Origin of the sequence: Enterovibrio makurazakiensis (assembly GCF_050336585.1) — a bacterium.
Taxonomy (GTDB): Bacteria; Pseudomonadota; Gammaproteobacteria; order Enterobacterales; family Vibrionaceae; genus Enterovibrio; species Enterovibrio gelatinilyticus.
In genome coordinates, this window is record NZ_JAKJSE010000011.1 from 168,095 (window position 1) to 193,084 (window position 24,990).

General features: G+C 47.7%; 19 protein-coding genes. 7 read left to right on the forward strand and 12 right to left on the reverse strand.

The genetic code is table 11. The features are described 5' to 3' along the window. The first annotated feature begins 1 nt into the window (after nt 1). The 3 genes from icmH to L4D06_RS09850 are packed head-to-tail and all read left to right on the forward strand — an operon-like array spanning nt 2 to nt 5,323. A complete protein-coding gene (gene icmH / locus L4D06_RS09840; protein ID WP_429739145.1) occupies nt 2-1,150 on the forward strand; it encodes a type IVB secretion system protein IcmH/DotU in 1,149 nt (382 codons plus the stop codon). A 1-nt stretch (nt 1,151) separates the two neighbouring features. After that, nucleotides 1,152-4,613 (forward strand): type VI secretion system membrane subunit TssM, encoded by a 3,462-nt coding sequence (gene tssM, locus L4D06_RS09845; protein ID WP_429739146.1) that lies wholly within the window; start codon nt 1,152-1,154, stop codon nt 4,611-4,613. Then, nucleotides 4,613-5,323, forward strand: a complete 711-nt coding sequence (locus L4D06_RS09850; protein WP_429739147.1) for a protein kinase domain-containing protein — start codon at nt 4,613-4,615, stop codon at nt 5,321-5,323. The genes tssM and L4D06_RS09850 overlap by 1 nt, the downstream gene beginning before the upstream one ends. An 89-nt stretch (nt 5,324-5,412) precedes the next feature. Here the strand turns inward: L4D06_RS09850 and L4D06_RS09855 are convergent, their stop codons facing one another. The 4 genes from L4D06_RS09855 to L4D06_RS09870 all read right to left on the reverse strand — a co-directional run bounded on the left by L4D06_RS09855 (nt 5,413) and on the right by L4D06_RS09870 (nt 8,966). Next, nucleotides 5,413-6,033: a LysE family translocator gene (locus tag L4D06_RS09855; RefSeq protein WP_429739149.1), complete on the reverse strand. Its 621-nt coding sequence runs from the start codon at nt 6,031-6,033 to the stop codon at nt 5,413-5,415. Nucleotides 6,034-6,106: 73 nt separating this feature from the next. Then, a complete protein-coding gene (locus L4D06_RS09860; RefSeq protein WP_028023329.1) occupies nt 6,107-6,406 on the reverse strand; it encodes a PAAR domain-containing protein in 300 nt (99 codons plus the stop codon). Beyond that, nucleotides 6,403-6,978 (reverse strand): DUF6931 family protein, encoded by a 576-nt coding sequence (locus L4D06_RS09865; protein ID WP_429739152.1) that lies wholly within the window; start codon nt 6,976-6,978, stop codon nt 6,403-6,405. The genes L4D06_RS09860 and L4D06_RS09865 overlap by 4 nt, the downstream gene beginning before the upstream one ends. Continuing rightward, a complete protein-coding gene (locus L4D06_RS09870) occupies nt 6,978-8,966 on the reverse strand; it encodes a type VI secretion system Vgr family protein (RefSeq protein WP_429739153.1) in 1,989 nt (662 codons plus the stop codon). Before L4D06_RS09870 ends, L4D06_RS09865 begins: the two co-directional genes overlap by 1 nt. A gap of 540 nt (nt 8,967-9,506) precedes the next feature. On the opposite strand from L4D06_RS09870, the gene L4D06_RS09875 reads away from it, so the two are divergent. After that, the gene (locus tag L4D06_RS09875) at nt 9,507-10,715 is read left to right on the forward strand and encodes a NupC/NupG family nucleoside CNT transporter (protein WP_429739155.1); all 1,209 of its coding nucleotides are present in this window, start codon (nt 9,507-9,509) and stop codon (nt 10,713-10,715) included. 141 nt (nt 10,716-10,856) lie between these two features. On the opposite strand, the gene L4D06_RS09880 is transcribed toward L4D06_RS09875, so the two are convergent. Further along, entirely contained in the window at nt 10,857-11,747 is an 891-nt protein-coding gene (locus tag L4D06_RS09880; RefSeq protein ID WP_429739156.1) for a LysR family transcriptional regulator, read from the reverse strand. Between the two features lie 189 nt (nt 11,748-11,936). Here L4D06_RS09880 and L4D06_RS09885 point away from each other — a divergent pair, with 189 nt between their 5' ends. Continuing rightward, a complete protein-coding gene (locus L4D06_RS09885; RefSeq protein WP_429739158.1) occupies nt 11,937-13,868 on the forward strand; it encodes an amidohydrolase in 1,932 nt (643 codons plus the stop codon). Nucleotides 13,869-14,400: 532 nt separating this feature from the next. On the opposite strand, the gene L4D06_RS09890 is transcribed toward L4D06_RS09885, so the two are convergent. From L4D06_RS09890 to L4D06_RS09915, 6 genes are all read right to left on the reverse strand, one after another. After that, nucleotides 14,401-15,063 (reverse strand): response regulator transcription factor, encoded by a 663-nt coding sequence (locus tag L4D06_RS09890; RefSeq protein ID WP_429739160.1) that lies wholly within the window; start codon nt 15,061-15,063, stop codon nt 14,401-14,403. A gap of 53 nt (nt 15,064-15,116) precedes the next feature. Next, nucleotides 15,117-16,484, reverse strand: coding sequence for a cache domain-containing protein (locus L4D06_RS09895; protein ID WP_428257823.1), 1,368 nt, complete (start codon nt 16,482-16,484; stop codon nt 15,117-15,119). Between the two features lie 218 nt (nt 16,485-16,702). Next, on the reverse strand, nt 16,703-17,986 hold the full coding sequence (locus tag L4D06_RS09900; protein ID WP_429739162.1) for a TRAP transporter large permease: 1,284 nt from the start codon (nt 17,984-17,986) through the stop codon (nt 16,703-16,705). Beyond that, a complete protein-coding gene (locus L4D06_RS09905; protein ID WP_017007125.1) occupies nt 17,983-18,510 on the reverse strand; it encodes a TRAP transporter small permease subunit in 528 nt (175 codons plus the stop codon). Before L4D06_RS09905 ends, L4D06_RS09900 begins: the two co-directional genes overlap by 4 nt. Before the next feature lie 58 nt (nt 18,511-18,568). After that, nucleotides 18,569-19,663, reverse strand: a complete 1,095-nt coding sequence (locus L4D06_RS09910) for a TRAP transporter substrate-binding protein (protein ID WP_429739164.1) — start codon at nt 19,661-19,663, stop codon at nt 18,569-18,571. A gap of 274 nt (nt 19,664-19,937) precedes the next feature. Further along, the gene (locus L4D06_RS09915) at nt 19,938-20,843 is read right to left on the reverse strand and encodes a LysR family transcriptional regulator (RefSeq protein ID WP_429739166.1); all 906 of its coding nucleotides are present in this window, start codon (nt 20,841-20,843) and stop codon (nt 19,938-19,940) included. A 114-nt stretch (nt 20,844-20,957) separates the two neighbouring features. Between L4D06_RS09915 and L4D06_RS09920 the strand changes: the two genes are divergently transcribed. Both L4D06_RS09920 and L4D06_RS09925 read left to right on the forward strand, forming a co-directional pair. Then, nucleotides 20,958-21,509, forward strand: coding sequence for a luciferase domain-containing protein (locus L4D06_RS09920; protein ID WP_429739168.1), 552 nt, complete (start codon nt 20,958-20,960; stop codon nt 21,507-21,509). 54 nt (nt 21,510-21,563) lie between these two features. Then, on the forward strand, nt 21,564-22,502 hold the full coding sequence (locus tag L4D06_RS09925) for a hypothetical protein (RefSeq protein WP_429739170.1): 939 nt from the start codon (nt 21,564-21,566) through the stop codon (nt 22,500-22,502). 175 nt (nt 22,503-22,677) lie between these two features. On the opposite strand, the gene L4D06_RS09930 is transcribed toward L4D06_RS09925, so the two are convergent. Then, nucleotides 22,678-24,762, reverse strand: a complete 2,085-nt coding sequence (locus tag L4D06_RS09930) for a hypothetical protein (RefSeq protein ID WP_429739172.1) — start codon at nt 24,760-24,762, stop codon at nt 22,678-22,680. Nucleotides 24,763-24,990 lie beyond the last annotated feature (228 nt).

Below are 24,990 nucleotides of genomic sequence, written 5' to 3' on the forward strand. Positions count from 1 at the left end.
CATGAGCGGACTCTTTAACGAAGAACCCACCATTGTTGTTCGTCGGCAGCAGTTGGATGTACACGCCCAAGCTCAAGCTGCGGCTCAAGAAGCCTTGCCTGAATTGGGTGATAGCGGCCAGTTAATTGAAAATCTTGCTGTTTATGGCAGCCCACTGCTCAATGCCGCGACGGAATTACTCGGCACGTTGGTGACGTTACCGCGGCAAGGCGAGCCGAGAGATCTGGAGCGTTTTCGTCAGCAAGTTCTCGACGGGATAACCAATTTCAAGCGCCGAGGCTTGTACCTTGATTATCACCCTAGCGTGATCGACAGAGCATGTTTTGTGCTGTGTGCCGCCTTCGATGAAATCATTCTTTATACCGAGTGGGGACAACGTGCTCGATGGGAGAATCATTCCCTGCTGAGCAAGGTGTTCAATCAGCGCAATGGCGGTGAAGTATTCTTCGTTTTGCTGGAAAAGGCCTGTCAGCAACCTGCAAAACTTGCTGACTTTATTGAACTTCAGTATGTCTTGGTCATGCTCGGGTTTAAAGGTCGTTATCGTCACGTTGAGCCGGGTGCGTTGCATGACATCAAATCTGATGTTTATGGCATTCTTCGTCACTATCGAGAAGAATCACCACTGCCTATTCCTCGAACCCCCGAATTACACACCCACACACAGCCGAACAAACCGTTAAGTATGGCGAAAATCATCACGTTGTCTTGCGTGTTATTGGGCGGTGGCTATTTCGCATCTGAATATTGGTATCACACCCGCAGTGATGCCTTGCTTAGCCAATTTGCCACCCTCGATTTGTCTGACGTGGACTTGGCGAAAACCAATCAGGATTTGGTGTACGTAAGCAACGAACAAGATTTGGGTTTGTTGCCGTTGAATGAACCAAAGGAGCAAGAAGTGACGACACCTACTTCCGTCACGGTTGATTGGGAAATTCTTCTGGCAGTCTTCTCTGAAACGGCTGATGTGCTCAAGCTTTCCAGTAATCTGAGTAAATCAGGCTATGACACGTATTCCGTTGAAACGGATTCAGGAATAGAAGTCATCTTGGATGCCGGTAATAACCTGAATGCGATTAAAAAACTTAAAAATGAACTGAATGTTCGCTACGGACTGAATGCGACAATCAGGAGGGCGCAGCAATAATATGAAAAAGGCATTCTTACTCCTTTTGCTTGCACTGGTTATGTCAGGTGCATGCTTGCTTGGCTGGTGGTCCGTTCCTGTCGATTCCAGCATTGCTTGGGCGCGTATGGCGTTTCTTATCGGCGCATTTGTTTTGCCATTCTTGGTGTTGGCCTTTGGTCTTTTCTCTAAGCCGAAAACGGAAGAATCTATTCAAAAACACGAGCAACAGGTCTTGCTCGAACAAGACACGAAAGCAATTCGAGACATCTTTACGGCATCGATCCGAAAAATTAAAGGTGACGGAAACCGTAAGTTGTCGAGCATGTATTCATTGCCTTGGTATGTACTCATCGGGCGTCAAAACAGCGCCAAGAGTGCGCTGCTTCGTCAGAATGACCTCGAACCTGTCATTGATATTCAGCTGAGTGAAACCGATGCCACGCAATACCTACGCTTTTGGAGCAATGACCAAATGGTGGTCATAGAAGCAGGACATCGACTCTTTGATCATGATGGTGTGGATCCAGCTTTGTGGAAGGTGCTGGCACAGCAACTAATGAAATACCGACCAAGGCAGGGTTTGAGTGGCGTTTTGACGGTTGTTGAAGCTAATCAATTGATCGAAGCCGACAAAAAAGATGCGCAGGCGCTCGCGTCGACCTTGCAAGATGCAGTGCTTTCTCTCTGTGAAGCGCTTGGCGTTAATCTTCCGGTTTATAGTGTGTTCACCAAAGCCGATACGATTGCGGATTTCGTCCCTTTCTTTGAAAGCTATTCGGGCCGAGACGTCGACAACCCGTTCGGCATAACCTTATCAAATGATGATACTCGCCGATTCGATACTATTCAGTTTGACGAAAAAGTAAAACTGCTGCTTAAAGATCTCGCTAAACAGCAAATGACCTTGCTACGAAATGTCAGTAACGAACGCACGGATTCAGTGCTCGCACTGCCTTATCAATTGCGCATTTTCTTCGATCAAGCACGCGCATTAATGGCGGAAGTCGGGCGAGAAAACCGTGTTCGGAGCGCAGTATGGGTTCGGGGTATTTATCTCGTCTCAAGTGGACAAAGCGGCAAAGAGTTGGATTTACTGACGCAAGTTATCGCTGAGCGCGCAGAATTCAATGCCTTAGTACGCAGAGAGCAACTGCCGGGTAGACGCGGCTATTTTGCAGGCCGCCTGTTTTCTGATGTGCTGTTGCCTGAGCGCAAGATAACGGCCATGAACATGTTCCGTCAGACACGTTACTTGTTGTCGAGAACCGCCATGGTGGCGGTAGCGTTTTTGGTCATTGGCGGTGTGTCAGCGGCAATGAAAGAAAACTGGGATAACGATGAAGCTTGGCGCAGCAAGGCATTAACCCAGCTCGGTTTGTATCAAAGTGATATCGAACGACTCGCTAAAGAATCACACACCATTATTGATACGATTTCGGTCATGAGTGAACTACGTGGTGTGGTGAAAGAAGGAATAGCGCCGCGACCTTGGTATAGCCAAGTTAGTGTTCAGCAACAAGACACCGCCAGTAAGGTTTACAGCACCTACGAAGAACAGTTGCATTTGTTTTTGTTGCCACGTGTTGAAGAACTGATCAGTAATGAGCTCTATGTATACGTGAGCTTGGGAAATCCCACCCGTATTTTCGAGATCCTGCGTTACTACAAAATGCTCTTCAATCAACAACAGTTGGATAAAGATGCATTGATTTCCTATTTGCTTGAGAACTTGGAAGATCAAGGGGAAGCATCCATTGATGATGTGAAATCGCTCTCCCTTTTGCTTGATGACTTGTTCGAAAGTCAGTACGACCACGCCATTAAACCGAACCAAGAACTCATCTCCGTGGCATCGAGTAACCTTGACGGTCTATCTCCTGAACGCTTGATCTATGCCAGATTAAAGAGCTTGCCTGCATATCGAGCGCAAGTGGATGTTCGACGCCAGTTAGGGGATAAATTCGACGTTCTGTTTAGTTTCTCTGAAGGGTTTCATGGCTATGTAATGCCTGAAATTTTCACTAAGCAGGGATATGACAGCCTCAATCTTTCCGCCAACTCTCCGGTACTAAAACAACAGTATGAAGAGTTTCGAGCGATTCAAGGTGATTTGTCTCCCGTGTCGATCCCTGAGATGGCAGCGCTTAGTAAGCAGATCCAACGTTTGTATTTTTCAGACTACATTTATCGCTGGCAAGACATTCTTAGCAATATCGAAGTAAGAAAATTTACGTCAACCAATGACTTGAGCTATTCACTTCGCCTTTCGCGAGAACCATCCAGTGGGCCCTTGTTGGATTTGTTAGATGCTATCGTGATCAACACAACGCTGGCAAAAGAAGAAACAGGAGATACAGCAGCGCTTCAACAGGGCGCGAAGGTTCTTAAGTTGGGTAAAGTAGCGAAAGCCGCAAAAGCTGCGGATAAAGTTGGCGGTGTGGCAGGTGACAAGCTGTTGAAGCTTCAACCGTCTTATGTCGTGAACGAAACCTTCGCAAGCTACAGCGCATTCTTGAAAGGGCAGGGTGATGCCAAAAGCCCGTTGCCTGTGGATGCACTTATTGCCCAGTTCGACAGTCTTAACACCTACTTTGATACGGCGTTGACAAGCCCTGACCCAGGCAAAGTCATGATGGATTATGCCATTGCCCACGCACAAGGTAGCCAAGATGCTTTGGTGTTATTTGGCCGTCAATCAAGCAAAGCTCCCGCACAAGTGGCGGGCTGGGTGAAATCTATTGAGCGTCAGTCGTGGCAGCAAGTGATCTACGCCAGTGCGGGATACTTAAACAAACAGTGGGATGAGCAGGTTTATCAATATTATGCTGCCACCGTTGCTGGTCGGTTCCCGTTTGCGCTACAAGGGCGCGGGGAAGTGGCGATTGATGATTTCTCAAGCTTCTTTAAGCCACAAGGAAAGCTAGATAGCTTTATTGACCAAATGCTCGCGCCGTTTGTGTATTGGGACAACGGATTGTTGAAGCTACGACAAATTGATGGTCAAGCCATGCCTATCTCCGCATCGACCAGAGATCAGCTTAAGAAAGCGAAAACCATCAGCAAATTGTTCTTTGGTTCTGCTGGGCAAGAACTGGCATTGCAGGTGTCGTTGCGTCCAAGCTCAATGAGCACTGATGTGACAGAGTTTCAGATTCGTGAAGTGGAAAATGTGTTCAGTTATCGTCATGGCCCAAGAGTGTGGAGCAATGTGTCGTGGCCTTCGATGGGGATTGATGGCTATTTAAGCACTAGCTTTTATCAAGGCGACAATCGCTTGGCGACGCGCTCTTATTCTGGAGAGTGGGCCTTGTTCAGGGCGATTTTTGATGGGGCTAGTAGTGCAACCAGCGACCGTCGGATCAACAAACTCAACTATGAATTAGACACGCACAAGATTGTTCTTGATTACACGCTGCAAGACAGTGTGGTTGTGCTCGATAAAGGTTTGTTTACACAGTTCGATTTGCCGAGGAGGCTTTGATGACACCTGACCATCTTAAGTTGTTAGCGGAAACCCTTGCTATGCAGGAAAGCTGGCAAGTGGGGACGGTGTTAGACAGAAAATTCACACTGACGGAGCAGCTCAGTTCGAAGCCTGTTCCGAACGCGTACTTGGCAACAGAGATTGAAACCGGTGACACGGTTGTGTTGCGTCGAGCGCCATTAGGCTCTGAGAAATCTAGCTTAGAGCGTGAGTGGGAAGCGCTATCAGCATGCAAGGGAGCAGGGGTTCAGAAAGCGCTAGCGCTTTATCCCACAACCCGTTTCATTGCACTGGAATATTACCCTGATATGGTGCCGTTGATTGATATGAATCCCTATCAGGCTGAAACCTTTACGCTCTTGTTACCAGGTATTTTAAAAGCCTTGTGCCATTGTCATCAGGCTGGTTGGATCCATGGTGATATCAAACCTTCCAACGTGCTTTGGAATCAAATAGACAACCGTGTGTGTTTGATTGATTTTGGCGCGGCAATGCCCATTGGTTTGTCGCGTAAAAAACTCAACACTTGGCATATGAGTAAAGGCTTCTCTTCAGAGGCTCAAGCCCAAGGAGAGGGGATTGTCGAAGCCTCAGACGATTGGTATGCATTGATCCGCTGGCTAAGACAAATGGACAAGGCAGATTTGTCCGAGATCGCTAGACAACGAATTGATAAGACCATGGAATGGCTGAGAAAGCAGCCATAGTTCTTCAAAACCTAGTGTCCTGAGCCCAGAGATTCAAAGCCGAGTGATAAGACTCGGCTTTTTCGTTCTAACCCTGTGAGTCAGGATGTTTATATTTTAATAGCTAGAACAACGCCACAAGCGGCTAAAATACCCCCTGACACTTTATTGATGCGTGCTTTGGCTTTCTGACCATTGAAGATGCGAGTGGCTTTGTCACCCAAGATGGCATAGCCACTTAACACGCCGCCAACAGCGATGGTTGATAGGAGTAGTACGGCCAAAATGCCAGATGCTGACAAGGTTTGCACATCAATGAACGCGGGAAAGAAGCCCATGTAAAACAAGATGGCTTTTGGATTCGATAAAGTGATCACTAAGCCCATCGCAAAGCTGGAAGACCCTTTGGCTTTCGATGCTTTTTGTGCGGTGAGGTCACTGTCAGACGTCGGTGATGTCCAGCTCTTGTAAGCTAGCCAAATCAAGTAAGCCGCGCCAGCGTATTTAAGAAACACTGAAAACTCGCCCATGGCGGTCGCCACTGCAGATAACCCCGATAGCGCCAGACAAATGAAGATGTAGTCCGCGACAAGCACCCCGAGAACAACCATGAAGCCTTGTTTCATGCCAAAGGAAAGTGATCTTGAAACCACCGCCATCACGCTTGGTCCGGGAATGATCACAGATAATAGTAGGGCGAGAAACAGCGCGAAGCCGGAAAATAACGACATGGTTCATCCTTGGTTTCATGAAGTACGCGATTGATCGTGTGACTGAGTAGCAGGTTTCAATTATGCGTTTTGCTTAACCGCCAATCAAGACGGTGGGCATACCTACAACGATCGTGCCGCCATGCGCGGTCATGTCACCCATTCTCGCTGCAGGGAGGTTGCCAAATAATACTGTCGCACTGCCTTTGGTGATGGTGTCTGGTGGACCAACACAGGTACACATTTGCCCGACCGTTGCTGCAGGCATGTTGGCAATAAGCACGGTACAAGGCATCGGCAATATTGGCCCTCCAACATGCGGGATTGGCGGTACGGCTGGGGTTTGCATTGGGCAAACGTGCATGTCGCCAGCACGGGCTGCAGGTAATGTCATGCTGCGTTTCCTATGTTTCCATTACCGCCGTTGGCAATGTCTAAACCCATTTCGATAAACAGTTTGTATCGCGCGTCTGCTTCTGCACCGTCTGGCAAAATGGCAGTGAGGTTAATAGAGCCAGCGACAGCTTGTGCGTACAAATACTCAGGCGGTGGAACAACAGGGTCTGTGGGACCTGTCATGCTGCCGCCACTCCAAAACACCGCTTGTGCGACCCAACCTGCGCCATTTTGTAGTGTTGCTGCATTCGCTGTGGACTCTGCATAGCGGCGGCTGGTTTCATCTGGCGTATGCACCCAGGCTTTGGCTGCGCGAATGGCATCAAGTTGCGCTTCATCCCAATCTTGGCGTGTACCTGCACAGCAGCAAGCCCACCACACGGCCTCGCGAACGGGTAAGCCGTGGGCGAGGAAGATAACGGCATCGGCGTTCAAACCCTCTTGCAGAGCGCGATTCAATAATTGCTCAGGGGTCATGCCAGGTTCAATGAGTGGCTTGATGCCATCTTGCGGTTCGTATTGGCACAGTATGTTTTGTGCGAACGGGTGTGGGATCTTTACAAAACTCATCAGTTCACCTTCGTAATTGCGCCTTGAATTTGGACCATAGCCCCGCCTTTGACCTCTGCCATGGCGCTACCATTAATGCTGACCATTGCGCCTTTAATATCGGCTTTACCTGACCCTTCAACGGTCACCATTGCTCCTTTTAGTTCCGCTTTTCCGCTGCCATTGATACTGATTTGTGGCGCATCGAGTTTGATACCGCTGTTGCTGATTTCCAGCTTACACGCGCCCACTGACAGAGAAATTTTGGTCTTGCCGCTGATCTCGATGGTTTGGCCGTCTACCGATACTTTTGATGTGGCTGAGACTTCGGCATTACTGCCTGCATCGACTTTGACATTTTTGTCGGAAGACAAGGCCATGTCTGCTTTGCTACTTGCCGTATATTTGTCGTCGGTTTTTGCGGTAAAGGCTTCTTTGCTGCTGATGTCGATGGTTTTCTCGACCGTGAGTGCTTCTTTGCCTGTCACGGTACGCGTGCTGTCATTTAGCACTTCGACCATAAAATCACGTTCTGCATGCAGGAACACTTCTTCCTTGTCTTTCTTGTCTTCGAAGCGTAATTCGTTGCCGTTCTTGCTGCTGCCTTTTGGCGTTGAACGAGTTTTGATGCCGCTTTGTGTCGCAGCGGAGTAGGGCGGAATATTCTTGGTGTTATAAATTGACCCTGATACCACGGGTCTGTCTGGGTCACCTTCGATATAGCTGATAAGCACTTCATCACCAATGCGTGGAATGAACTGCATACCAAAGCCATTACTCGCAGCACCTTGAACCACGGGAAGCCAGCAAGAGGTGTTTTCGTCGTTTTTGCCTTCAGTGTCCCAGTGAAACTGAACCTTCACTTGTCCCGATTTATCTTTGTAGATCTCTTCACTACTTGGGCCAGTGACCGTTGCAGTATGAATACTGTGTATGCGTGGCTTGTCGATAAAGGCAGGGCGGAATGGTGTCGCAGAAGGAATACATTGAAAACGGTTTGAACACGCAAATGGCCTGCCACTTTCACCGCCCGCGTACTCGGTGTGAATTGAAATGACTACGTACTCTTGATTGCAGGTGGTGATCGGGTGTTGGGTGAGTTTAAATTTATTGCCTGCACTTAACGTCGCAACTTTGGATTCGGCAAAGCTAACGATTTTACCACTGTCGTGAATTTCCATTTGACGCTTGGCGCTATCACGTATGGCGGCTTTGTCTGAGAAGCCTTGTCCGTAATGGTATTGGCTAAGCCCAGTGACAAACGCGGAGCTGGAGGTTTTTTTATCTCCACTGGTAATGGCTTCCGCCAAGGTTTCGCTGTGATCGCCCAAAGAGATGGTTGATGTATTCACACGCGTTGTTGTTAGCCAACTGGTGACTTCCCGAGATGGATCCGGGTTGGGTGTTTGGTACGTGAACGTACTGTCAGCAATAGCCTTGAATGTTTGGTTGCTGTCACCCACGGTGATCATGGGCTTGCTGCTTGAATGGTCAAAATGATAATGCCAGCCTTCGAAGCTCATTAAACGCTGAATAAACGCTAAATCTGTTTCGTCAGCTTGGGTGCAATATTCGTGCGTTGTCCCTGAGCCTGAAACAGATATCTTGGCGTTACTTTTTATGCCAGCTTCATTGAGCACATCCTCGATGATCTGTTTGCTGGTCATGCTTTGGAAAATTTTTCGATTTCGGCGATAAGCAAGCAGTGAAAGCGGGTCTTTCGCTTCTAGCGAGTAGTAGTAAAGCTCTTTTTCTTCGCTGTAACCTTGTAGCGAAATCGTGGTGATCAGTCCGAGCAATGACGTGTCTTCTTGCGGACTTTTAATATCAAATTTAAGTACTTTTCCAAGCGATTTATCGGCGATAAGATCTTCGCAGACGAGGGCGGCATTCAGTGTGCTGTGGTTTGAAATCTCAGCACTCATTGAAAGGCTTGTTACGATATGGGGGCCTTTCCCATCAATGGTGGCGGTAATGGGGCGAACGTCGGCCTGATAAGCGGTTGGCATAGATTTTCTTCCCTAAAATTCAGCAATCGCTATGGGCACCATCGAGTTCCTTTAGGAATGCGTGCCGTTATTTTTTTGTTAATGATTAATCTTATGCTAGCTGGTGCAGTGCGCATTTAATCGAGAGATTGTTTGCGGGTCGGGTCAAACTATTTTGCAAATACAATGACAAAAAAACAAATCATCTTCGCTTAGCAATTTGTTTTTAAAAGAGTCCATGAGGAAAACAGGGAGATTTGCAGGCTCATTGCTAAAATAACAGGTTGTCAGGGGAAATGTGATGCGGATATACTCCGCGACCGGTAACAGAGGCTACTTTTCATGAACGAAAAGTAGATTCAACCAGCTTTCAATCGACTGCTAAATGGATACTTGCCCCACGGAACTGGGCCCAGCGTAACTGTGAGCATTTACGGGCCTTATTCATTCACCGTGATGGTAAAGCACAACCACTTAGCATGTTCTGCCAATAGTGTTGTCTTCGCACGCGTGTGGATTAGAGCGCCCGCCTAAATCCAGATACTAAAGCAAGGTAACATAATGCAAATCATCATAAGTTTGGCCGGTATATTGGCTCTATTAGCGTGCGCGTACTTATTGTCAGAAAGTCGTCGTGATATCAATTGGCGCACCGTTTTGGGTGCATTTGGTCTTCAAGCCGGTTTTGCTGCTCTCGTTCTTTATATCCCTTTTGGACAATCCGCGCTTGTTGCTCTGAGTAACGGCGTTTCATCTATCCTTTCTTTTGCTGACCAAGGCATTGGTTTTGTGTTCGGCAATCTTGCTAGTGGCGATTTCATCTTCGCTATCCGCGTTCTTCCTCTCATCATCTTCATCTCGGCATTGGTGTCATTGCTTTACTACCTCGGCATTATGCAATGGTTGATCAAAGTCTTGGGTGGCGCGATTCATCGCCTTCTCGGCACAAGTAAAATTGAATCCGTAGCTGCAACCGGCAACATTTTCCTGTCCATGAGTGAAGCTTCATTGGTCGTTCGCCCATTCCTATCATCGATGACGCGTTCAGAACTGTTCGCGGTATTGGTTGGCGGTATGGCGTCTGTCGCTGGCTCGGTATTGGGTGGCTACGCTGCAATGGGTGTTGAGCTGAAATACTTGATTGCGGCAAGCTTTATGGCGGCACCGGGTGGTTTGCTAATGGCAAAAATGCTGGTGCCTGAGCGTCAACAAACCATGGATCAATCCAACTTCGAGCTAGAAAAAAGCGAAGATGCCAACGCGATTGATGCACTTGCATCTGGCGCGATGAACGGCGTGAAAGTGGCGGTTGCTGTCGGTGCGATGCTGGTGGCATTTATCAGTGTGATAGCCATGTTCAACGCAGGCTTTGAAATCATCGGCGAGTGGTTTGGTTATCAAGGTATTACGCTGCAACGAATCTTCGGTGTCTTGTTCGCGCCGTTGGCACTGGTTATTGGCATTCCGATGAGCGAAGTGCTGACAGTCGGTTCCTTGATTGGTCAGAAGACCATCATGAACGAATTTGTGGCCTTCCTAGATTTTGAAAGTGTGAAATCAATGCTTTCCGCACATAGCCAAGTGATTGTGACCTTTGCGCTGTGTGGCTTTGCTAACATTGGCTCAATTGCGATTCAGTTGGGTTCTATCGGAGCAATGGCACCAGAACGTCGTCATGATGTGGCGACTCTCGGTTTCCGTGCAGTGGGCGCGGCGACTTTGGCGAACTTGATGAGTGCTGCATTGGCAGGCTTGTTTATTTCGCTGTAATTAATACTTACTGCCCATCGGCAGTGGGGTAGGCTGAAGCTGTTTTATCTATTCCGCCATTGTTGATGAAAAAGCCACTTTACCTTGAATGGGTTGGGTGGCTTTTTTTACGGCTACAGGGGTGTATTTTAAGATTTCAATTCAAGAGAAATGCTTTTTCGCATAGTCGACGAGAAATGCGCAGAGTGCGCTGAGTTCCTCCGTCTGTTTTCTTGATTCGGGATAGAAGAAGGAGATACCCAATGTCAAAGAGGTTGTGAGCTCTTCAAGCTGAATGCGCACTAAGTTGCCAGATTCAATCATAGGTTTTGCCAAACTATCGCTGATCACTGCCCAGCCATCTTTTTCCAACAACGCGAGCAGGATGTCGTTGTTACTGACCACTCTCAGGTCGGGAGATACATTAAAGAGTTCTGGCATGGTTTGAAGTAAGTTTTCACTCACATATTGCTTTTCAAGTTGCAGATCTGCGGCTGTCACCATCTCCATGTTGGCGAGTGTATGGTGTTTTCCACAATACACATTCACCTTGTCGTGTATCAGGTTGATATACCCCAGCGGGTAATCCGAGTCATTCACCATCCGATATTGTAAAATTGCTACCTGATTAGTTCCTGAAGACACGTTGTGAAGAGCTTCATCACGTGCGCGATGAAGCCAGTTCACCTTTACGTAGGGAAAGTGCTCTGCCAAAAATGCATCAACGCTGGTTATCATAGAGATTGGGACAAGAGAGTCATGGAAGATATCAAGGTAGGTGATGGGGTCGAGGTAGCTTTTGAGCAAACGAGTGTTGAGGCGCTCGCTGTTTTTAACCAATAGTTTGGCTTGTCTATATATGGCTTCTCCGGCGGTCGTGACGACTGCTTTCTTTCCTTCAATACAGAACAGTTCAATCGCATAACTGTCTTCAAGCGCTTTGATTTGTTCTCGAATTGTCGTTCGATCCTTTTTAAGTTTTCTCGCCGCTTTGCTGTAACTTTGCTCTTCCACTGTTGCGCAGAAAGACGCTAAGTGTTCGTAAGAGAACATAGTCTTACCTCAATAATGTTTGAATTCACCCCGCAAAATGCATTATTAAGAACGTTAAAACGTCAGTAAAGTGTTCATGTCGAAAACATAAAAATGAACAGCGAAAAGCAGATACAAGTATCAAAAAAGATGTATCGCAATTTGCTTGAACGGGTCGGTAGACTCAACATGTCAGAGAAAGGTACTCCCATGAACACTTTTAAAACCTCAGCAATTGCAGCAATAGTGGCACTGGTAGCGGTGGGTTGCTCCCGTGAAGGAGCACCTTCTCAAACGGTTGATTTGGCCGACGCCGTGCTTGCTAGCCCTATCACTATCTATGTGTCGAATGACATCATCACCTTGTCTGATGTCGCGCCGGAAAATACCACGGCGATAGCCGTTCAAAATGGGAAAATCCTTGATTTGGGTGAAAAGAATACGCTGATTGAACGATATAGCGTGCACCCCGATCTGACGATTGATCGTCAATTTGAAAGCAGTGTTATCACTCCTGGGTTCGTAGAACCACATATCCATTTATGGATGAGTGGTATTTTGCTAGGCGCTGATTTTATAACTCCAGGCGATTGGAAATTCCCGTGGGGCGATGTTGAGGGCGTTCAGAGTGCTGATGCGTATTTTTCTGCTCTTGAAAAGCTTGAAGCTTCGTTGGATGACAACGAAGTGTTGCTGACATGGGGGTATCACAATTACTTCCACGGCAATGAAATGAGTAAATCCATGCTCAACGACATTTCCGATACGCGTCCAATTATTGTATGGCATCGCAGTTTCCATGAGCTTTATTTTAACGATGCCGCGCTTGAGATGTTCGGTTGGACGGAAGCTGATTGGACGGGTGATACACGTGGTTACGACCAATTAGATTGGGCAAAAGGCCATGCGTATGAAAACGGCGGCAAGATTGTATTGAACGATGTGTTGACGTATTTGTTTGAAAGTGGACGGTTCGCGACAGGCATGGAACGCACGAGAGACTATGTGCATTCTGGTGGTATTACAACAGCGATTGACCCGGGCGTGATTGCGAGCCCAGAGATGTATGAAAAAATGGTTAATATACTGATGGAAGACGACTTCCCAATGGATTATTGGCTAATTCCAGCTGGTAACTTCACTTATACCATGGGGGGAGATGATCCAGATAAAGGGAAAGCCATCGCTGAACATCAAACGCAAACTTACGCAGAAAATGCGCAGATCCGTTGGATGCCAAAAACCATCAAACTGTTTTCTGATGGCGCGATGTATAGCCAGTTGATGCAACTTAAAGATGGATACATAGATGGTCACCACGGTGAATGGCTGCAAACGCCAGACGACTTAGAAGCCAGCATGCGTCCTTATTGGAATGATGATTACACCATTGTGATCCACGCAAACGGTGATTTAGGGTTCGAAAGTGCGCTCGATATTGTGCAGGGCTTGAATGATGAAACGCCAAGAGTCGATCACCGAACGGGTTTTCACCACTTAGGTATTACGGACAAAGACGATATTCCACGAGCGGTTGATGCGGGAGTTAATTTCAGCGTTAACCCTTATTACACTCATGTGTTAGCTGAGTTGTACGCCGAACAAGGTGTCGGGAAAGAGCGAGCAGAAGTGATGGCGAGAGGGCGTTCATTTATTGATGCAGGTGGTGTGTTATCTCTTCATTCAGATGCCCCTATGGCACCTGCACAGCCGTTAACCTTGATGTGGGCGGCGGTGAATCGCATTGGCCTTTCTGGTGAGAAGGTAATGGGCCCAGAAGAGCGCATTACCGTTGATGAAGCAATGCGAGCCATCACGATTGATGCAGCGTATACGGCGCGATTGGAAAATGAAGTTGGTAGTATCGACATTGGTAAGTATGCAGATTTCACTATCTTGAGTGAAAGCCCATACACAGTAAAACCAGAATTGATTAATGACATTGGCGTTGAAGCAACGGTTTATCGAGGTGTTGTTGCGAACATTGATGTGGACAATGCAGGTATGCAATTAACGGACAACAACAAATTTGTCATGAACACACTCAATAGCCACGCGAGTCATGGTCACCACCATGCAGAAGGTGATGTCTGCGAAACCAGTTTGTTTATGCAGCATGCGATGACGCATGCAACGAAATAAACCAGATAGCGAGGTAACACAATAAGCGTCAAACGGAATGGGCTGCAATATTGGCAGCCCATTTTTGCGTCAGTTGATTGCTGGTATGCTCGGGCGACCGAGAATAATGAGCAAGAAGATTTAATGGATGGACAAAACTTACGATCAGGTCAGTTTGGTTAGACATTTCAGAGTAGATAATGCAAGAGATGGCTATATCTGATTGCCTAAGTGGTCTATTGATATTAATGGAGTCGTATCCGTTGCTCTTAGTCGGTGTTTCCATCTCTTTTGGGGAACAAAAAAATCACCAGATGGTTAAATGTCATTCGCTTTTAGTTGGCTGTATTTCTTTTGTAGATGCATATACAAACGGAGGTAACTTTTGGACGAGAGTTACTTGATGCTTGGTAGAGTAATCATCCGAATGAAGAAAAATAAGTTTAATATTAACATCTCAAAAAACAAGTCGGAGCTATAAACATTTTCCTTCTAGCTCATTCATTTATTCCCGTTATTTATCTCCGTTACTGAGATTCACTACTTAGTCCCATCACTTATTCCCATCAATCAGCCCCGCTTGCACGGCGTAAGTGATCATTTCGGCGGTGGAGGTAATGTCGAGTTTGTGTTTGATGTTTTGGCGGTGGGTTTCGACGGTTCTGACGCTGATGTCGAGTTCTTGGGCGATGTGTTTGCTGCTTTTCCCTTCGGTGACGAGTAGGAGTACGGTGATTTCCCGGCGGCTGAGAACAGATTTTGTGGTGGTTTTTACTGGGCTCTCTTCTGGGGCGTTGAACAGGGCTTTGCTGGCGGATTGGCAGAAGTAGCTTGCGCCGGAATGCACGGTTTCAATGGCTTTGACCATCTCTTCTGCCGAGACATCTTTTAGAATGTAGCCGGACGCACCGCATTGCATCACTTCCAGAATGTATTCGCGGTTGTCGTGCATGGTGAGCATGAGGATTTTGGTGTTGGGGTGTTCTTGCTTGAACAAGGCGGTGGCCTCTAGGCCATTGAGGATCGGCATAGTGATGTCCATGAGCACAACATCAGGGTCAAGCAGTTTGGCTTGTTCGAGGGCTTCAACGCCATTGTTGGCGGTGCCGACGACAGCAATGCCCGGTTCGCTTTCCAGCCTTGCGATAAAGCCTTCGATGACGACGCGGTGATCGTCAACCAGTAATACGCGAATGTCGTCCGTGCCTTGGATCATGGCCTGTCTACTCCTGTAAGTCATTGAACGTCGAGATCCTGTAACGTTTCTGATTACACGTCTTTGGTGATTGCTGATAAGTCTAACAACACCATGATTTCGGTGCCGTTTGCGGTGCTAGAACTGATTTCCAGATCACCCCCAATGAACTCGATGCGCTCTCGCATGTTGCGTAAACCAATGCCGCGTCCTTTGAGTGCGTCTGACACTTTAAAGCCGATACCGTTGTCTCGAATAATGAGTTGAAGTCGCTCACCAAGCTGGGTGACTTCAAGCTCAACGAGAGAGCTACCGCTGTGTTTTTCAACGTTCACCAAGGATTCTTGCACCACGCGATACAAGGTGGTGACCACATCCGGGGGTAGGGTTGCATCAATGGGGGCGAGGTGAGGTTCGACTTGAATATTGGTGGCAGACGCGAAGTCAGCGGCAAGGCTTTCTAACGCGGCGGTCAAACCGATGTCATCGAGCGTTGTCGGGCGAAGGGTACGAGACATTCTGCGTACTTCACCGATGGCCATAACTAACGAGCGTTCACTCTTTTGAAGATGGGTCAGTTCGCTTTCCTCGCTTCGATAGAGCACGCTTTTGGCGAGCAATTCTAGATGACATTTGGCGGACACCAATAGCTGATTAATGCCATCGTGCAGTTCTCGTGAGAGGTGCTTTTTCTCGTCTTCTTGCATCATGACAGTGCGGTAGGCGAGTTCTCTGAGTCGAGCATCGGCAATGCGGTGCTCGTGCAGGTTCACCGCCAACGCTATCACGATCATGATCACCACGGAGGTAATGAGTACCACAATGATGGCGAGATATGTCGTGTTGATGCTGGTTTGTACCGAGGTTTTCACCTCTTCAATTTGATGACCAATGTCTTCAATGTACAAGCCGGAACCGACCATCCATTTCCATTTCGGCAACCACACGGAATAGCTGAGCTTGGGCACGATTTCATCGGTAGACGGTTTGTGCCAAAGGTACTCATGAAAACCGCCACCTGCTTTGGCGGAGGCAATCAGGTTTTGGATCAGAAAATCTCCGTTTGAATCTTGAAGGCCAATGAGGTTTTGGCCTTCAAGCTCCGGCATGATGGGGTGAACAAGGTTGTAGCCGTTTTCATCGTAAACAAAGAAGTAGCCGTCATCGCTGTAACGCATCTCGCGCAAGATCTCTAGCACCTGCAGCTTGGCCTCAGCGTCATTCGCATCGGCGTTATCGTATATGTGCTTGATGCTTTGTGTCGCGAGGTTCACGTAATCTTTGATCGATTGCTCACGGGAGGAGAGCATGCTGGCGCGAAAGGTGGAAACTTCTTTCACTCCCAATGACTCCGCTTGCTGAATGGTGATCCAGCCAATCATGTAACTGATGACAATCAGCGGGATCACCGTCAGTAAAATGATTTTAAGTTTGAGTGTCATCCACTGCTCTCCCTGCGTGACCACCATGACTCCCCTCAGTGTAGAACCCTTTTTGTAGCGTTTGTGGCGATTTTCTACTGCGTTATCGGCTTCTCATGTAGGCCAACTACACTTCGAAGCCTCTGCCTTGTATAAAGCCGCCACAAACTGTTGCAAGAATTACCAATATTCGTCAAGCCATAGGCGATACTCGCGAAGGGTTTAGCTCGTCTCCAACATCAAAACCCATACAGTTCTGGCAAGAGCAAAATACTGGCAAGCACCGCCACTTGGATAAAGATAAAGGGCATGACACCGCGGTAAATGTCCCGCGTTGTTATCCCATCAGGGGCACAGCCTTTGAGGTAGAACAAGCTGAACCCGAACGGCGGCGTTAAGAAGGAAGACTGTAAGTTCATCGCAATCAAAATCGCAAACCACGTCATGTTGATGCCCATCAGCTCCGCAACAGGGGCAAGGATCGGCACAATGATGAAACAGATTTCAACGAAGTCGATAAAGAAGCCCAACAGCAAAATCACGAGCATGGTGATGATCAAAAATCCCCATTTTTCACCCGGCAGCGCCAGCATCCACTCTTCAACCAAATAGTCGCCGCCCGTGTAGGTGAACGCCATGGAAAAGGCGGTCGCACCCAGCAAAATACCGAACACCATGGCGGTGACTTTGACGGTTTCAAAGGCGCTGTCATACAGCAGTTTCCAAGAAAACTGGCGATAGATCAGTGACAGAAGGATCGCGCCAATGCCGCCCAAAGCAGCAGACTCTGTTGGTGTCGCAATGCCCGCGAAAATTGAACCCAGCACCACGATGATCAGTGCCAGCGGCGGAATGACCGCTTTCAAGGCTTCGATGATTTCTTCTTTGCGTGATTGGCCTTCAACGGGCTCCATGGCTTGCGCGGCTTCAGGGTGGCGAAAGGCGAAATAGAGGATGTAGAGAATGTATGCGCCGACCAGCATTAAACCCGGCCAAACGGCTGCTTGGAACAAATCGCCGACGGGAATGCCGAGCACATCGCCAAGCAGGATGAGCACGATAGATGGAGGAATGATCTGCCCCAAGGTGCCGGACGCACAGATGGTGCCGCAGGCGAGGCCTTTGTCGTATTGGTACTTGAGCATGACAGGCAATGAAATTAAGCCCATTGCCACGACAGATGCGCCCACCACGCCGGTTGATGCCGCGAGCAAACTGCCCACTAACACCGTTGAAATGGCAAGCCCACCGCGCACGCCACCAAACAAGCGCGCCATGGCTTCAAGCAATTGCTCGGCAAGGCGTGTTTTTTGTAGCACGAGGCCCATAAATACAAACAGCGGCACCGCCATGAGCACGGTGTTTTGCATGATGCTCATGATCCGAAACGGCATGAACGCGAAGATATCGAGACCTTCTGCCGACACACCGAACAGCAACGCAATGCCACCGAAGGTAAAGGCAACAGGAAAGCCGATCAGCAAGGCAAACAGGGCGACAACAAACATGATAATGCCAATCATTGGAGACTCCCTGATACGGCTGGGCGAAGAAGACGCGAGAGGGCGTTAAGGATTAACCCCAACCCGGTGACGGCGATAAAGAAGAAGGAAAGCGGGATCATGGCTTTGATGATCCAGCGATGCGGCAAACCACCGGGGTCGCCACTGCTTTCGCCAAGTTGTAAAGATTCATTGGCGAAGTCGATACCGAAATAAACGATGAGAACCGCAAACGGCATCAGGAAAAGGACACAACCGAGTAGGTCAACAAGTGCCTGCGTTTTTTCACTCCAGCGTTCATACAGCACATCAATGCGCACGTGTCCGCCTGCTTTCACGGCGTAAGGCACGCCCAATAAAAAGACGGCAGAAAACAAATGCCATTCCATTTCTTGCAGTGCGATAGACACGCTGTCGAAGGCGTAACGCATTACCACGTTGTAAAATACATTGAGCATCAATAAGAGAAATAAGGAACTGGCTATCCAACCGAGCGCGTCGGCGATGCGGTTTATGAGCCGTTCCAGAACTATCAGGCTTTGCATAAGACATCCTGTTCAAGCAAAACGAAAAAGGCGCCGAACAATTGCTCGGCGCAAAAGGCTACTCAGCGGTCTGCTGACTGTTGAGGTATGCCTTGTCTGAAATCGTGGTCCAGCGGCGGGCTTTCTTGAGGTATTCCGCTTGTGAATCGAGAATTTTCTTGGCTTGTGCGTCGTTCGCTGCATGTTCAGCGAGCAAGGCATCGTTGGCGGTTTTCATCGCAGTAAGCACAGATTCTGGGAACTGCTTCACTTGGATATCTGGGTACTCATTCAACATGGTTTCCCACGCTTCTGCACTGGCATGGGCGTTTTGGATATACATGTCGTAAGAGGCAGTGCGCATGGCAACGCGCAGTATTTCTTGCAGATCTTCTGGCAGTCTGTCCCAGCTACGTTTGTTGAACAGGAACTGTAATTCCGTTGCTGGCTCATGCCAACCTGTGTAGTAAAGGGGGGCAACTTTGTGGAAACCCATGCGCAAATCAAGGCCAGGGCCAACCCACTCAAGAGCATCAATCGTGCGGCGTTCTAGCGCTGTGTAGAGCTCGCCCGGCGCAATGTTGGTTGGGCTTGCGCCTAGCTTGGCAAGCACTTCGCCCGCAAAGCCGGGAATGCGCATTTTCAAGCCGTTCAGGTCGTCAACACTATTGATTTCTTTTTGAAACCAACCGCCCATTTGCACGCCAGTATTACCGCCTGGGAATGACAGTAAGTTGTGTGGGGAGTACACCTCTTCCATTAATTCCATGCCGCCGCCGTGGTAGAACCATGCGTATTGTTCAGAGGCGACCATGCCGAATGGCATTGTGGTGAAATACAAGGTGTTCGGGACTTTGCCTTTCCAGTAGTAAGAGGCGGAATGTCCCATGTCGTACTGACCCGCTTTTACCATGTCAAACACACCAAACGGCGCTTTGTGCTTGTTTGATGAGTCGATACGGATTTGAAGACGACCGTTCGACATCTTCTCTGCCATTGCCGCCATGTTCTTGGTGGCATCACCGAAAATGGGGAAGTTTGGCCCCCAGGTTTCCGCGAGCTTTAAGCGGTAAACCTTGTCGGCAGCATAAGAAGAAAAACTTGCCGTGGTAAGCAGTGTGACAGTGCCGAGCAAGAGCAGCACTTTTTTCGCGGTTGAGGTAACAGTGACCATGATTCACATCCTTTTGATCGTTGTGTTCGACCCCAAGAATGCGAAACATCTTGTTAACAAAATAGCCGTGTTATTTCGCACGTAGCACGAAAAAAGAGAGGGTGCGGGTGGCGCAAAATCTCCGTATTTCTACGTAATGGTTTTGATTTTTACACAGTAAGTGATTGATTGTTTCTTTCGAAGCCTCATTTTCACCCAGTAAGAATTACGTAGTTTCTGTAGCGTGAAAATCCCGTTATTTTAATGGTTTATGTGATCTGGCTTTAACAGGCGATTAACGCGGTATTGCAACGGAATAGTACTGTTCTTTCTCAGCCAAAAAGCGAGCGAGCAATAACGTGAGGTTTGCTCTGCGTGATTTATCGGGCCACACAGCGTAACAGCCCAAAGGAGCCAGTGACCACTCAGGCAGCAGATGGATAAGTTTTCCTGACTTCACGCCTTCTTCTGCAAGGTGCCACGGCAAGACACTGACACCAATATTTTGCTGCACAAAATGAAGCAGGGCATTAATACTGTCGACTTGTAGGCGATAGTTATTAAAGGGAATGACACGTTTTTCGTCATTCGCGGTGAATTCAATGTTCTCATTTCGCTGCTTGTAACTGATCCAATCCCACGACTGAACATCGTCGAGCGTAATGGGGCTTGGACGCGAAGCCACGTAGTCCGCGCCTGCCACCAATACCCGTCGATATTCCCCCAGTTTTCGCGCCACCATGGAACTGTCGTCTAACCAGCCCATACGAATATTCAGATCAAAGCCACTTTCTAATAGCCCAACCGGATGATCGGTATATGAAATGGACAAAGAGACTCGCGGATATTCGCGCATGAATTCCACAAGGATCGTAGAGAGGCGGGAGGAGGCCATGTAGGCAGGTAAGGAGAGGCTTAAGGTGCCGACCGGTTCGACAGATAAGGCATTCAATTCATCCAAACCCATTTCAGCGTTGCGTAGCATTTCGACAACACGCGGATAAAACATTCGCCCTTCATTACTTAGCGCGAGTTTACGCGTGGTGCGATAGATCAAGGTGATACCCAAATGGTCCTCAAGATCAGATACAGCTTGGCTAACTCGAGAAGGCGCCAAGTTCAGATCTTTTGCTGCAGCGCGGAAAGAACCTTCGTCCACAACGCGTGCAAATATCGCCATATGTTTTAGGTAATCAATCATTGTTCTGTTATCCGGAATTATGACTTCTAATTACTCAGGATAACAGAACCAATGGGATTGCTGTAGTTTTGTCCTTAGCCGAGTTGGCGAGACTCAATGTGGAAGGAAGACACCATGACATTAACGCGCACACCGCTGCTTATCGCTGCATTTTTTTTCTCGAGCATTGCTACACAGACAACACTCGCGACTGAATTTGAGCCATTGCCAATAAGAACAAGCCCTGTTCCAGCCACCACAGATGGCGTACCGCATGTTCAATTGGGCGGGGAATCTAACCCTGCTCACTTGCGAGATCTCATGGCTCGCGTGTCACGCATTCCTGGTGTGGATATCCGAGAAACCGTGATTTCAATGTCAGGGACAAAGGGGTTCTGGATTGAAGAAGATGTATCGCTGACAAACCCACAATCCATTGTGGGTGGTCGCGAATTCGCCCACATGCACCCAGATGGCAGTTTGCATGCCTCTTTATCACCCGCGCTAGCCGTTAAAGCAGTAAAAGCAGGATGGGCTACTCCTCATCCTTGGGCGAACAAGAGATTGGGCTGGGAAGGATTTGTGATGATCTATACCCCCACCTCAGACACTGAAGTGGACACCGTTTACCAGCTGGTACTAGCCTCCTTTGACTTCGTGACTGGGCAGCAGCTGTCCTCCCTTTAATGGGCGCTTATCTCTCGTAATGTCATTTTTAGATTATGTAACTGGAGTCATTTCATGGACACGAAAACAGAAAACAGCACGAATAACGTATTGACCAACACATTTCGTAATCCGCGTATCGCCCTTGCGGGTGCGTTATGTTTAGGCCTATCCGCCTGCTACACAAATCTAGCCCCCTTGACTAATTCAGACGTCGACTTCTCGAACTGTCGTGAAATTGCAGGTGGTATTGTGGCAGCAAAAGCCGACTTGCAAGCACAAGTGCCAGAAGGGGTGGCGGTGAACAGCCTGACAGACATGGGTTTTGTGTTCGACGGTTCGGATGATGTCGGTATGTTGATTGTGCGTTCGCTCGCGTGTGAAGCTATTCAAGTGACTGATGCAAAAGACACGGTGAGCACAGATAACAACGTTGCGTTTGTACACGTTGGTACACCTATCAATGTCGCGAACTTGCCAGCAACCACCTATTCCAATGACAGCGTAAATGGCGCAGATTTCAACATCTACACGCTTAGCTATCAAACATCATCACCCGCTTACTTCGGTGCTATGAAACGTGCGGGTTTACAAAATATTGCCTTGAATGAAGGCATTGTTAATGTGCTCACGGATAATGACCCCAATACATGCAGTACAGCAAACCTGAAGGTTCACGTTCCGGGTGATAGTGATTACGCCTTAGGCATTACTGGCGATGTTGTGGAAGCAACAGCAGAGTGTCATGTCGGTGGCGCTGACTTCATTGCCAATTGGTGGTCTGTTGATGGCAGTAATCGCGTAACGGCTTTGAGTAATGAAGTGATTGATCAAACCTTTACAGACACCGCAGGGCCAGATGTGTTTGTAGTGACGAATGAAGGTACCACGATTAACAAACTCATCGGCTCAGATCGCAGTGCCTTTACAGGCTTTTCTGGTAGCGGTTACCTGCCATCTGAGGGGCTAGGAAACATAGATATGGTGGCTGAAACCCTTGGGGCACTGAACTGATATCTCGGTACTTTGTATGCGCAGATTGAGTTTGCTGTTCAGGCATTTTTCAACCTCTATGACATAACGACGAAACTGCCGCTGAACCTATTGTCCAGCGGCAGTTCGCTTACTTGGTTTGTTGATTTAGAAAGAACCAACTCACTCCTATACAGGAAAGTTGTCGAGTTGACATTTAGTCCTCTTTTACGGCAAATACAAAACCCAAACCATGATAGGCATCAGGTGTTCTATCATCTTCAATCGCTTTCAGTGACAACAGCATTCTCGACCCATCGGCAGAGACAAATCCATCCAATGTGACCTCTAATGACCCATCGTCTTCCTCGAGGGTTACACTACTATCTGGGTTAACGTTCGCAGTCATTTGAATAGTTTCTTGTTCCTCTTCGGGAGGAAGCACTTGTCCTAATGCTGCGTGGCGTGTGATACCGAGCGTTTGCCCAATCAGCGTTGCTTGTGTTCCTGATTCACTAAACGTCAGTGTGCCGGGATGAGAGAATGTTAGTACATCCGTACCGCCATTTTCTGTAAACCCAAGTTCCATGGGGTACAGTTTGTATTTTACGCCAGCAACAGATGGTGGGGTATCACCAAGTCCAATACCCATAGAGAGCCACTGGATATATTCTACAACCTGAGGGGGGTCTTCTGGCTGTGGCGAAGCTACCTCGGTTCTTTCTACGAGAGATGCTACTAGCAAATCACCGGACCCCGACACAAATCCATTTATCGTTATGTTGTCATCGCCTTCGTCAATTGAAAGCGTTAATTGCCCATTGTCGCTCACGCCATATGTACCTGAAACATCATCTCCTGAGAGCGTGTCAGAAAATGCAACCGAAGTTGGCGTTCTCACAATTTCCGCCAGTTTTTCAGAGCCTTCAAGTGTCGAGAACGCGTCTGTGCCGTCAAAAGATAGAATGCTTGATTCCGTTGCGACTTCTGTTTTTGCATTATTTGAATCTAGTAATAGCTCAAATTCGACAAGGCCGATATTGCCATCCAATATGCTATTGGACATTCCATTCCCGTTTTTAACAAACAAATCAAACGTCAAACTAGGTTCATCCCCAACTTTTTGGTTTGGGTCAACGGCATCAAACTTACCATCGTTATCAGTGTCCACAGTGAGAAAACGTAAACCAACCTCTTGATTAATGCCCACTTTCACATCATCGCTACCACCGGGGGCAAGTATGAATGTGGACGGCAATGTGCGAAACCCAAATTCAGGGCCATCGCCATTGTCGTAGCTCAAATGCTCGTCAAGGCTTAGCCTTTCAATCAATGTTCCATCGGATGTGACTTCCACATCAACAACCTCTGGTGCCTCAGGCGTGCTCGTAAACTCAGTTGCAGTAAACAACCATGAATCGATTGCTTCGCCACTTTGATAAAAACCCAAAATACCATTGTTGTATTCATAGGATGCAAGCGTAATAGAAAGGTTGTCAGAGCTGTCAGATTCAATATCCAATACTCCTATCTCCATCGACGTATAGAAGGAGCTAGACGTTCCATCATCGTGATCGTGAAGTGCCATTTCAAAAATACCATTGCGCCATGAGCCTTCAAAAATAGCGGCATCGCCTGGTGTAGTTGCTAACACAGCAACCTCTTGTTTCATTCTAAAACCAGCAACAGCATCAAGCGCCGCCAAGGTCTCGGTTAAATCGGTGCCCGCAGTTAAATCTAATTCATCGATCACTCCACGGAGCGTAACAATATGATTAGCCGCGAGATCCGCCATGACCAAGTCTGAATCAACTAAATTCTGATAAATATAGTGGCTGCCCGGATCAATATTGACCTTTTGGTCAAGGGCTATCGCATTCATATTTGTATTTGCACCACGAATTCTAACCACCAGATTCCCTGCGAGGCTAACCCCTGAAGGCAAAGTTATGTTGTATTCGCCAGTGATACTGGTGGGAGCTGACGCAATGACCTCTCCAACTTGATTCCCATCATCATCAATGCGAATCAATTCAACGGTCGCATTCGAGACAGGCTCAAGCCCAATAATGGCGGCATACGCTGGGGGGAAAAACAGTTGAAACAACGTGGGTTGGCTAAAGTTCACAACCACACCACTCGGCGCTGTTACCGTCCCTGATACAGAACTTGTTGGCGTCGGGGATGGCGATGATGGCGATGAAGCGGTTGTAGAGTTGTTATCAGAACATGCAACCAAACCGAGTAATACTGTAGGTAGTAGCAAGTGGAATTGTAATTTCGGTAATCTCATACTGCGCATTGAATTCATCCTTGGCTGTTATAACATTGATTTATAACTATTGAGTGTTATCTCGATACGTTATAAATGCGTGAGGATAATTTAATGGATTAATTTAAGCACAAATTTAAATTAATTCTTGTATGCGTGTGTAGTAAATTTGATTGGTATTAAATTCAAGACAATCTTTGAGGTGTGTATTAAATTCTAGATACACATAAATGTATTGTTATAAGCAATAATATCATG

Coding starts and splice junctions, on each gene's coding strand:
- L4D06_RS09895 (WP_428257823.1), bottom strand. CDS start 16,484: ATGACACTCAAACTTAAAATCATTTTACTGACGGTGATCCCGCTGATT.
- L4D06_RS09865 (WP_429739152.1), bottom strand. CDS start 6,978: ATGAGTTTTGTAAAGATCCCACACCCGTTCGCACAAAACATACTGTGC.
- L4D06_RS09905 (WP_017007125.1), bottom strand. CDS start 18,510: ATGCAAAGCCTGATAGTTCTGGAACGGCTCATAAACCGCATCGCCGAC.
- L4D06_RS09930 (WP_429739172.1), bottom strand. CDS start 24,762: ATGCGCAGTATGAGATTACCGAAATTACAATTCCACTTGCTACTACCT.
- tssM (WP_429739146.1), top strand. CDS start 1,152: ATGAAAAAGGCATTCTTACTCCTTTTGCTTGCACTGGTTATGTCAGGT.
- L4D06_RS09915 (WP_429739166.1), bottom strand. CDS start 20,843: ATGATTGATTACCTAAAACATATGGCGATATTTGCACGCGTTGTGGAC.
- L4D06_RS09890 (WP_429739160.1), bottom strand. CDS start 15,063: ATGATCCAAGGCACGGACGACATTCGCGTATTACTGGTTGACGATCAC.
- L4D06_RS09900 (WP_429739162.1), bottom strand. CDS start 17,986: ATGATTGGCATTATCATGTTTGTTGTCGCCCTGTTTGCCTTGCTGATC.
- icmH (WP_429739145.1), top strand. CDS start 2: ATGAGCGGACTCTTTAACGAAGAACCCACCATTGTTGTTCGTCGGCAG.
- L4D06_RS09920 (WP_429739168.1), top strand. CDS start 20,958: ATGACATTAACGCGCACACCGCTGCTTATCGCTGCATTTTTTTTCTCG.
- L4D06_RS09885 (WP_429739158.1), top strand. CDS start 11,937: ATGAACACTTTTAAAACCTCAGCAATTGCAGCAATAGTGGCACTGGTA.
- L4D06_RS09855 (WP_429739149.1), bottom strand. CDS start 6,033: ATGTCGTTATTTTCCGGCTTCGCGCTGTTTCTCGCCCTACTATTATCT.
- L4D06_RS09925 (WP_429739170.1), top strand. CDS start 21,564: ATGGACACGAAAACAGAAAACAGCACGAATAACGTATTGACCAACACA.
- L4D06_RS09870 (WP_429739153.1), bottom strand. CDS start 8,966: ATGCCAACCGCTTATCAGGCCGACGTTCGCCCCATTACCGCCACCATT.
- L4D06_RS09875 (WP_429739155.1), top strand. CDS start 9,507: ATGCAAATCATCATAAGTTTGGCCGGTATATTGGCTCTATTAGCGTGC.
- L4D06_RS09860 (WP_028023329.1), bottom strand. CDS start 6,406: ATGACATTACCTGCAGCCCGTGCTGGCGACATGCACGTTTGCCCAATG.
- L4D06_RS09880 (WP_429739156.1), bottom strand. CDS start 11,747: ATGTTCTCTTACGAACACTTAGCGTCTTTCTGCGCAACAGTGGAAGAG.
- L4D06_RS09850 (WP_429739147.1), top strand. CDS start 4,613: ATGACACCTGACCATCTTAAGTTGTTAGCGGAAACCCTTGCTATGCAG.
- L4D06_RS09910 (WP_429739164.1), bottom strand. CDS start 19,663: ATGGTCACTGTTACCTCAACCGCGAAAAAAGTGCTGCTCTTGCTCGGC.